At 73.9% G+C, this 6,827-nt stretch carries 7 protein-coding genes; all 7 read left to right on the top strand.

Translation table 11 applies throughout. The annotated features are described in order from the left end of the window. Positions 1–283: 283 nt before the first annotated feature. Positions 284–1,045 (top strand): class I SAM-dependent methyltransferase, encoded by a 762-nt coding sequence (locus DVA66_RS15020; protein ID WP_114560812.1) that lies wholly within the window; start codon positions 284–286, stop codon positions 1,043–1,045. A gap of 112 nt (positions 1,046–1,157) precedes the next feature. After that, complete coding sequence (locus DVA66_RS15015; RefSeq protein ID WP_114560811.1) at positions 1,158–1,628, top strand: hypothetical protein; 471 nt, start codon at positions 1,158–1,160, stop codon at positions 1,626–1,628. 134 nt (positions 1,629–1,762) lie between these two features. After that, positions 1,763–3,724 (top strand): acetate--CoA ligase, encoded by a 1,962-nt coding sequence (gene acs, locus DVA66_RS15010; RefSeq protein ID WP_114560810.1) that lies wholly within the window; start codon positions 1,763–1,765, stop codon positions 3,722–3,724. A gap of 148 nt (positions 3,725–3,872) precedes the next feature. Continuing rightward, complete coding sequence (nhaA, locus tag DVA66_RS15005; RefSeq protein WP_114560809.1) at positions 3,873–5,093, top strand: Na+/H+ antiporter NhaA; 1,221 nt, start codon at positions 3,873–3,875, stop codon at positions 5,091–5,093. Between the two features lie 97 nt (positions 5,094–5,190). Beyond that, positions 5,191–5,676, top strand: coding sequence for a phage holin family protein (locus tag DVA66_RS15000; protein ID WP_157974032.1), 486 nt, complete (start codon positions 5,191–5,193; stop codon positions 5,674–5,676). Positions 5,677–5,679: 3 nt separating this feature from the next. Next, the gene (locus DVA66_RS14995) at positions 5,680–6,456 is read left to right on the top strand and encodes a phosphotransferase (protein ID WP_114560807.1); all 777 of its coding nucleotides are present in this window, start codon (positions 5,680–5,682) and stop codon (positions 6,454–6,456) included. Then, positions 6,447–6,827, top strand: a 381-nt coding sequence (locus DVA66_RS14990) for an alpha/beta fold hydrolase (RefSeq protein WP_232821981.1), incomplete at its 3' end; no start/stop codon positions are given. The genes DVA66_RS14995 and DVA66_RS14990, both read left to right, overlap by 10 nt.

Genomic DNA, 6,827 nt, shown 5'->3' with positions numbered 1-6,827 from the left:
GGCCAGCTCCGCGCTGGCCGCGGCCCCGTTCAGCAGCGCCCGGGCCCGCTCCGACGGCGGCACCGCCCGCAGCCCCCGGTCGCGCAGCACCGCATCGGCCGCGGACCGGGCGGCCTCCAGCGCCGAGGGCACCCCCTCCAGCCGCCACAGGTCGAGCAACGGGTCGTCCACACCCCCACCCTGGCAGCCCGCCCCGCCGCGCGCCGTCCTGAGCCTGTCGAAGGGTCCCCACCCGGCGCGGCGACGGGCCGGGAGACGGCGGCGGCCGCACTAGAGTGCGCCCATGGCAACGGCTCGGCGCACCATGCACCCGGTCGCCGCCCTGGAGTGGATGGTGCCGTCCGGGCGGGACGTCCTCGACCTGGCTGCCGGCTCGCCTGCGTTCGCCCGCGAGCTGGCCCGCAGCGGGTTCGCGGTGACCGTCGTCGACCGCGACCGCACCAACCTCACCGCCGCCCCGCCCGAGACCGTCGACCCCGACGCCGGACCGCGGCTGCAGCAGGTGGTCGGTCAGCCGGAGAGCCTGCCGTTCCGGTCCCGCCGGTTCGACGCCATCACCGCCGCCGACACCCTGCAGCGGTTCGCGCCCGGGCTCGCCCTGCCCGAGATCGCGCGGGTGCTGCGTCCCGACGGCTGGCTGTCGGTGGTGCACACCACCCGCGACGACACCGTCCCGTGGGTCAAGCGGCTGGCCGCCCGGGTGCAGCAGGTCGATCCCGAGGCGATGCGCGGCGACTACGGCCAGGACGCGGTGGAGGCCATCCGCGACAGCGAGTGCTTCATCGACCTGGAGCGGCGCGACTTCCGCAACTGGATCCCCATCACCCGGGACGGGCTGCTGGAGATGGTGGCCCGACGGCCCGCGGTGCAGCGGCTGTCGGAGGACGAGAGCGTGGCCCTGCTGCAGGACGTGTCGGCGCTGTTCGACTCCCTGGCCCGCCACCCCGAGCCGCTGCTGCTGCCGTTCCAGTCCTCCTGCTGGCGGGCGCGTCCGGCGCCCTGCGACGAGCCCGATCTCGACGACGCCCTCAGCCTCTCGCTCTGAGCCGCCCGCGGCGTGGGCGGGATGCCCCTGACACGCCCCCGGTCCTCGCCCGTGGCGACGGTCGCGGTGGCCGCCTCGTGCCTAGACTGAGGCGCGACCCGTCAGGAGCGAGATGACGCAGACCATGCCCGACCAGGAACGTTCGGCGCGCCAGCACTGGCAGCTGCCCGGTGTGCGGCTGCGGGTCGCCCTCGGCCTGAGCGTGCTGGTCGCCGCGATGCTGGTGCTGGCGGTCTGGGCCACCGTCCAGCCGGTGATGACGAACTCGCCGCTGGCCGCCCGGATCATCTTCCTCCTCCTCGCCGTGGCCGGGGTGCCGTGCTGCGTGGCCGCCTGGCGGCTGCGGCGGATCGAGATCTCCCTGGAGCCCGAGGGCGTGCGGATCGGCCACATCCTCGGCAACCGGCTCACCGGGTGGGCCGAGATCCGCGGCGCCGAGGTCCGCGAGGGCGTCTTCGGCTCGCGGGTGGTGCTGCTCGGCGAGGACGGCCACCTCGACGACACCGTGGTCAACCCGGTCTTCGAGGAACGGGCCGCCGAGGTGGTCGCGGCCATCAACGTCCGCACCTCCGAGCGGGCCTGACGTCCGCCGCGCGTCCGCTCCTGACAGCCGTCCGACCGGCCCGCTAGCCTCGGCCTGAGCAACGAGGCACCGACCCCGGCCCTGCGCCGACGACGTCGACCTCGTTCCCACGGAGCCGGAGAGGAAGGCAGTCAGTGAGCGAGACCGAGTGGTCCAACCTGAGCACCGAGGAGCGCCGTTTCCCGCCACCGCCGGAGCTGGCGGCGCAGGCCAACGTCACCGAGGAGACCTACCGGGTCGCCGCGCAGGACCCGGAGGCGTTCTGGGCCGAGCAGGCCAAGCGGCTCAGCTGGGGCACCCCGCCCACCGAGACGCTGGACTGGACCAACCCGCCCTTCGCCAAGTGGTTCGCCGACGGCACCCTCAACGCCGCGTACAACTGCCTGGACCGCCACGTCGAGGCCGGTCACGGCGACCGGGTCGCCTTCCACTTCGAGGGCGAGCCCGGTGACACCCGCGCCGTCACCTACGCCGAGCTCACCCGCGAGGTCTGCCGGGCCGCCAACGCCCTGACCACGCTGGGCGTGCAGGCCGGCGACCGGGTGGCGATCTACCTGCCGATGGTGCCCGAGGCCGTGGTGGCGATGCTGGCCTGCGCCCGGATCGGGGCGGTGCACGTCGTCGTCTTCGGCGGCTTCTCCGCCGACGCCCTCTCCACCCGCATCCTCGACTGCGACGTGCGCGTGGTCATCACCGCCGACGGCGGCTACCGGCGCGGCTCGGCCTCGGCCCTCAAGCCGGCGGTGGACACCGCGCTGGAGAAGTGCCCGGACGTCCGCACGGTGCTGGTGGTGCGCCGCACCGGCCAGGAGACGGCGATGACCGAGGGCCGCGACCTGTGGTGGCACGAGGCGCTGGAGGCCGAGGCCGACGAGCACACCCCGCAGATGTTCCCCGCCGAGCACCCGCTGTACGTGATGTACACCTCCGGCAGCACCGGCAAGCCGAAGGGCATCCTGCACACCACCGGTGGGTACCTGGTCGGCACCTCCTGGACGCACTGGGCCAGCTTCGACCTCAAGCCCGAGACCGACGTGTTCTGGACGGCCGCCGACATCGGCTGGGTGACCGGGCACTCCTACCTGGTCTACGGCCCGCTGGTCAACGGCGCCACCAGCGTGATGTACGAGGGCACCCCCGACACCCCGCACAAGGGCCGCTGGTGGGAGATCGTGCAGAAGTACGGCGTGACGATCCTCTACTGCGCCCCGACCGCGATCCGCACCTTCATGAAGTGGGGCGAGCAGATCCCCGCCGAGTACGACCTGTCCTCGCTGCGGATCCTCGGCTCGGTCGGTGAGCCGATCAACCCCGAGGCCTACGTCTGGTACCGCACCCACATCGGCGGCGACCGCACCCCGGTGGTCGACACCTGGTGGCAGACCGAGACCGGCATGCACATGATCGCCCCGATGCCCGGGGTCACCGCCGGCAAGCCGGGCGCGGCGATGCGCCCGGTGCCCGGGGTGAGCATCGACGTGGTCGACGACGAGGCCCGTCCGGTCGCCGACGGGCACGCCGGGCTGCTCGTCATCACCAGGCCCTGGCCGTCCATGCTGCGCACCCTGTGGGGTGACGACCAGCGCTTCGTCGACACCTACTGGTCGCGGTTCGAGGGGCTGTACTTCGCCGGCGACGGGGCCAAGAAGGACGCCGACGGCGACCTGTGGCTGCTCGGTCGGGTCGACGACGTGATGAACGTGTCCGGGCACCGGATGTCGACCACCGAGATCGAGTCCTCGCTGGTCTCCCACCCCAAGGTGGCCGAGGCGGCCGTGGTGGGCGCGAAGGACGAGACCACCGGCCAGGCGATCGTGGCCTTCGTCATCCTGCGCGGCGAGACCGCCGAGCAGGCGGGTGAGGACGTGGTGGCCGAGCTGCGCGAGCACGTCGCCCGCGACATCGGCAAGATCGCCCGGCCGCGGCAGATCATGGTGGTGCCCGAGCTGCCCAAGACCCGCTCGGGCAAGATCATGCGCCGGCTGCTGCGTGACATCGCCGAGAACCGCGAGCTGGGCGACGTCACCACGCTCACCGACTCCTCGGTGATGGACCTCATCAAGGACAAGCTGCCCTCGGCCCCGTCGGAGGACTGAGCGCACCCGTCCACCCCACCCGCGCCGGGTGGGGTGGACCGGGTCCCGGTCAGGAGGCGGCCCCTGGGGCACCGACCGCTAGGGTGGGCCGCGGTGTGCCGGGAAGTCTGGTCGGCGTGCACTTCCCCGACCGCTCGAGGAGACGCCCATGCCCCAGGACCAGCCCACCCGCACCCGCCGCCGCGTCGTGCTGTTCGGCGCCACCGACAACCAGGACCAGATCGCGATCGCCGACGTCCTGCGGATGGAGACCGTCGGCGGCGTGCTGATGCTGGCCGCCGCCGTGGTCGCGGTGATCTGGGCCAACGTCGGCAGCAGCTACGAGGACTTCCGCCACATCTACCTCGGCCCGCTCAACATCCAGCACTGGGCCGCCGACGGGCTGCTGACCATCTTCTTCTTCGTCGCCGGGCTCGAGCTCAAGCGGGAGTTCGTGGCCGGGTCGCTGCGCAAGCCGTCGGCCGCGCTGGTGCCGATCGTCGCCGCGCTCTGCGGGATGGTGGTGCCCGCGGGGATCTACCTGCTGCTCAACCTCGGGCTCCCCGACGGGGACCTGCGCGGCTGGGCCGTCCCGATGGCCACCGACATCGCGTTCGCGCTCGCCATCCTCGGGCTGGTCGGCGGCCGGCTGCCCACCAGTCTGCGGGCCTTCCTGCTCACCCTCGCGATCGTCGACGACCTCGGCGCGATCGCCGTCATCGCGGTCGTCTTCACCACCGACCTGGCGCTCGGCTGGCTGGTCGGGGCGCTGGCGTGCGCCGCGGTCTGGTTCCTGCTGCAGCGCAAGCGGCTGGACACCTGGTGGTGGGTGCAGGTGCCGTTGTTCGTGCTGTGCTGGTGGTGCATGTACAGCAGCGGCGTGCACGCCACCATCGCCGGCGTCCTGCTCGGCCTGCTGACCCGCACCTCCCCGGAGGAGTCGAACGACCCGGTCGACCGCTGGGAGCACTTCTGGCGGCCGGTGTCGGCCGGCTTCGTGGTGCCGTTCTTCGCCCTGATGTCGGCCGGTGTGGTGGTCTCGGTGCAGGCGGTCAGCGAGGTGTTCACCCAGGCGGTCCCGCTCGGCATCATGCTCGGCCTGGTGGTGGGCAAGGTGGTCGGCGTCTCCGGCGGGGCCTGGCTGACGGCCCGCTTCACCCGGGCCGAGCTCGCCCCCGACATCCGCTGGGGCGACGTGGTGGGGGTCAGCGTGGTCGCCGGCGTCGGGTTCACCGTCGCCCTGCTGGTGGCCGAGCTCGCCTTCGCCGACGCGCCGGAGGTGATCGAGCACGCGAAGACCGCGGTGCTGCTCGCCTCGGTGCTGGCGGCGCTGATCGCGGTGGTGGTGCTCGCCCTGCGCAACCGCAGCGCCATCCGACGGCAGGCCTGAGCCGCCCGGCCCGCTCCCGGCGCGGGTGGGAGGCGCGCCGGGATCCGGGTAGGGCCTGCACTAGGCTCGGCACGTCGTCTGGATGAGAGGCAGCACCGTGGACACGGAGAAGATCAAGCAGGACATCACCGCCCTGGCGAAGTCGCTGCTGACCCTGGGCAAGCTCGAGGCCACCGAGATGGGCAAGCGGCTCGGCTTCGGTGCCGCGCTGCTCGCCGGCGCCGCCTTCTTCGCCCTCAACGCCCTCTCGCTGTGGTTCGTCTCCGCGTCCCTGGCCTTCTTCCTGCTGCTGCAGCCCGACGCCCCTGCAGAGCCGCGGGACCCGACCATGCTGACCGGAGCGCTGCCGCTCGGCTTCCTCATCATGGGCGGCATCCTCTTCGTGGTCGCCGCCGCCCTGGCGCTCGGCGGCATCCTCAGCATCCGCAGCAACCAGGGCATGAAGCACACCCAGGCCGAGGGCCAGGCCACCGTGGCCGCCGTGCAGAGCGCCATCGAGCGCGGCCGGGCCGACGTCGCGGTCAAGCTGGAGTACGGAGAGCAGGCCTCCACCATCGAGGCCCGGCCCACCGACGTTCGCTGAGCGGTGCCCGACGCCGCGCCCGGCGCCCGGCCACCGGTCGCTGACCCGGCCGGCACCCCGTTGCCGGGCGGGTTCGTCTCCTCGGTGGTCCGGGTGGGCGCGGAGGTGCACCGGCGCCCAGGGCCGCGGGCGGACTTCGTGCACCGGTTGCTGCGCCACTACGAGGCCTGCGGCTGGTCGGGCGCGCCCCGGCTGCTCGGGCTGACCGTCGACGGCCGGGAGCGGCTCAGCCACCTCGACGGGGTGACCTCGGTGGACCGTCCGGAGCTGGCCGTCCCCGACGACGCCGCCCTGCTCGCGCTGTGCCGGCTGGTGCGCCGCTGCCACGACCTGACCGCCGGCACCGCCCTGGCCGGCGACGCCGAGACGGTCTGCCACCACGACCTGGACCCGCGCAACACCGTGCACCGCCAGGTCGACGGCCGCTGGCTGCCGGTCGCCCTGGTCGACTGGGACCTGGCCGCACCCGGCCGCCGCGTGCAGGACGTGGCCCGGATCGGCTGGCAGTACCTCGGCCTGGGACCGGCGGCCGACGCGGACGAGGTCGGACGCCGGCTGCGGCTGGTGGCCGACGGCTACGGCCTCGCCGGCGCCGACCGCGCCGACCTGGTGCCCACCATGCTGTGGTGGCAGGAGCGCTGCTGGCGCGGGATCGAGACGGCCGCCGCCGACGGGGACGCCGCCATGGTCGCGCTCCGCGACCGCGGTGTCCCGGCGCAGCTCCGCGCGGTCGCCACCTGGACCGCGGCGGCGGCCGAGGAGCTGCGCCGGTGGCTCTGAACCTGCCCGGCGACCCGACGCCACGACCGGGCTCCCCGCCCCGGGTGGCCGGGGTCCCTCCCGGCAGCACCGGCTTCAGCGCGCTGCTGCGCCCGCTGCTGCCCGACGGCCCCTGGGAGCACCGGCTGCTGCACGCCCGCCGGACCCGCTTCCACGTCGCCCTCGCCGGTCACCGCAACCCCGGCCCGCTGCTGCTGGTGCTGCCCGACATCGGCCGCACCTGGTGGTCGTGGCGGCGGGTGCTGCCCCTGCTGGCCGGTTCCGGGCACCGGGTGGCGGCCCTCGACCCGCGGGGCGTCGGCGCCACCGACAAGACCCCGCACGGCTACCGCCCGGACGACCGCCTCGAGGACGTGCTCGCCGTCGCCACC

This window comes from Desertihabitans aurantiacus (genome assembly GCF_003344635.1).
In the GTDB taxonomy this organism is placed as follows: Bacteria; Actinomycetota; Actinomycetes; order Propionibacteriales; family Propionibacteriaceae; genus Desertihabitans; species Desertihabitans aurantiacus.
This window is presented reverse-complemented; position numbering and strand designations above follow the sequence as displayed.